The sequence below is a fragment of the Haloferax prahovense DSM 18310 genome, from assembly GCF_000336815.1.
GTDB classification, from domain to species: Archaea; Halobacteriota; Halobacteria; order Halobacteriales; family Haloferacaceae; genus Haloferax; species Haloferax prahovense.
Map to the genome: position 1 here is coordinate 1 of NZ_AOLG01000033.1, position 2302 is coordinate 2302.

Annotated in this window: 4 protein-coding genes and 1 pseudogene; 4 read left to right on the forward strand and 1 reads right to left on the reverse strand. The window is 51.7% G+C overall.

Annotated features, from left to right (window positions below; all coding sequences use genetic code 11):
- Nucleotides 1-342 precede the first annotated feature (342 nt).
- From C457_RS19600 to C457_RS10765, 4 genes are all read left to right on the forward strand, one after another.
- A complete protein-coding gene (locus tag C457_RS19600; RefSeq protein WP_008094521.1) occupies nucleotides 343-570 on the forward strand; it encodes a UPF0175 family protein in 228 nt (75 codons plus the stop codon).
- A complete protein-coding gene (locus C457_RS19605; RefSeq protein WP_008094522.1) occupies nucleotides 567-1091 on the forward strand; it encodes a hypothetical protein in 525 nt (174 codons plus the stop codon). The genes C457_RS19600 and C457_RS19605 overlap by 4 nt, the downstream gene beginning before the upstream one ends.
- Before the next feature lie 123 nt (nucleotides 1092-1214).
- Nucleotides 1215-1367 (forward strand): DUF7837 family putative zinc-binding protein, encoded by a 153-nt coding sequence (locus C457_RS21230; protein ID WP_008094523.1) that lies wholly within the window; start codon nucleotides 1215-1217, stop codon nucleotides 1365-1367.
- Nucleotides 1368-1577: 210 nt separating this feature from the next.
- A complete protein-coding gene (locus tag C457_RS10765; RefSeq protein ID WP_008094524.1) occupies nucleotides 1578-1901 on the forward strand; it encodes a hypothetical protein in 324 nt (107 codons plus the stop codon).
- 160 nt (nucleotides 1902-2061) lie between these two features.
- Here the strand turns inward: C457_RS10765 and C457_RS21170 are convergent.
- Nucleotides 2062-2208 (reverse strand): annotated as a pseudogene (locus C457_RS21170) (cell division control protein Cdc6); the annotation flags it as partial.
- Nucleotides 2209-2302: the final 94 nt, after the last annotated feature.

Sequence of the window (2302 nt, forward strand, 5' to 3'; positions counted from 1 at the left end):
TATGCGTACGATGTTGGCAGCGAGGGAAGTTGGTTTTCGAGATGACACTGTTCACCTCTCCGTTGTCCGATTCGTACGGTGCCTGACGCATATAGCAAAAAGGAGTGCGATGAGTCTGGGGTCGTTGGTGTGTACTAGTTTTACTGGCAATAGTGGTGTGTCTGATAGAGTATTCGAAGAGTAGCGGGGCTATCTAGCGAGGAAACTGTTGAGAACCAGAGACGACACAGTATCCGCATTGATCGGCGTTGTCAGGTGTGAAAGCATACTCCTTGGCCTAGGATTTCTCTGTTAAATTATCGGGGAGATTCAAGAGGCAACAGAACTCAATTTCAGAGAACTATGGGAACCCGAACTGATTCTAGCGAGGGCGGTAACAACGGCCTCGCAGAGGCTATCGGGCTGTTTATTCTTGGGGATATATCCCTTGGAAAAGCTGCCGAGCACGCCGGTGTTTCCCGCTGGGAGATTGAATCTGTCCTGAGAGAAGCCGGTGTGAACCGTCGGTACGGTCCTCGTTCTCAAAACGAGCTTGACGACGAAGCCAAAACAGCGCTTGATCTTGAATGAGTGAGGAAGGCTCTCTAGCCCTTGCTTTTGATGTAACTGTACTCAGCAAATTTGCGAGCTCTAACTCAATCGACTGGTTAACTACAGAATTCGACCAATTGTATACTGTTCCAGCGGTTCGAGATGAAATCGATCGCGGCATAGAGGGAGGACACACATTTCTCGAACCAGCCCAGATGGCACTTGAGGCAGGTAGGTTCCAGATTGCTGCTATCGATTCAGAACTGGCAGACCGATTCGAGTCCGAAAGAAATCGACTTGATCGCGGTGAGTTCGAAGCCTTTCTCCTAGCAAGGAAGAACGGATGGACGCTCGTAACTGACGACGCTGCTGGTCGTCAAGTGACGAAAGACAAAGATGTCGACGTAACTGGCTCGATCGGATTACTCGTTCGGGGTGTTGTAAGAGGTGGCCTTTCGCTTACCCTCGCTAATGAGTGGTTGCACACATGGACAACCGAGCGTGGCTACTACGCTCCGGTCGACAATGTCGGTGATGTACTCCCAGACGGCTACGAGTAGTGCGTTACCTCAGAATCGGCCCCAACTAGTTGGGAGTAAGCGACTGACCAAACAACTTTGCTGTGGCACCGTGTGGACACTACTGGAGACAGACTGTGTCACATGCGTCTCCACAATCCCCCCATGACGAGTGATTCGACGACGCTTGGCCGATGCCCTGACTGCGGCGAAGAGATTGAGGCATACCAGTCGATCATCGAGTTCGAAGATGGCGATGGGTCAACTGGCGTGTTCGCTGAGTGCTACTCGTGCGACGAAGTTGTTCGACCAGAGTGACGAACTGACGCCACTTGTCTACGAGGAGTATGGGCTTGCGTCCGGACATTGATCGATTTCTCGCAGCATGTTGTAACTTAGCGCGAAACTTGTTGAGATACCAGTTTCGAGTAGCGTTACAACCAGAGGAAAACGGGAAGTCGGCATCAGCAGTTTAACCAACAGAATTTTTGATAAGCCTCCGTGTTGGTTAACGGGAGGCAGCAGCCGATGTCCTACGAACCACCAACGCCGCCGACGAGCCTCCCCACAGAAGTCGTCAACACCCTCAACAAGTTGGGGCAGAACCGCCTTCGGGACGTTGCCCACTATGCCGAAGAGTTGGCCAAGCACAAGGAGCGCGAGGCTCGTCTTGAGGAAGAGCCACCGGAAGGCGAGCTCGAAGAACGGTCGGACGGCCTTCCAGACGATGTCCCCACGAAGGCGACGATTACCATCAAAGAAATCAACGACAACCGCTACTACTACTGGCAGTGGAGAGAGGGAGACAAAATCAAGTCCAAATATAAAGGCCCAGTCAACCCCGATGAGTAGGAAGGATTCCATGGGCTCGAAAGACACCACACCCCGTGTGCGAAGTGAATTTTCTCATCACCCGTGGACCCCGTGTGAGAGATGAATCGAATGACAAGTGAGAGGGGGGGACACCCCGTGTGCGAAATGAATTCGACGCCGTCGTCGCCGTCTTTTCGTGTTATTTTCCTTCAAAGAAATCCGTTATCTGAGCATTGACAACAGATTTGATAAGGTCTCCTTCTTGTTCGACCTCTTCGAGTCGGAAATCGGCCTGAAGTGTCTCGGCAACCACTTCTGGGTCGTCGACGAAAGTGTACTCCTTGTGACACAACCTCGGAGGATGGGTAGTTTTTGCGCTGTTTTGTCGAGAAGTTCGACCATATTACGAGATAATCCGGCTCGAAAACTCAGGCATATGA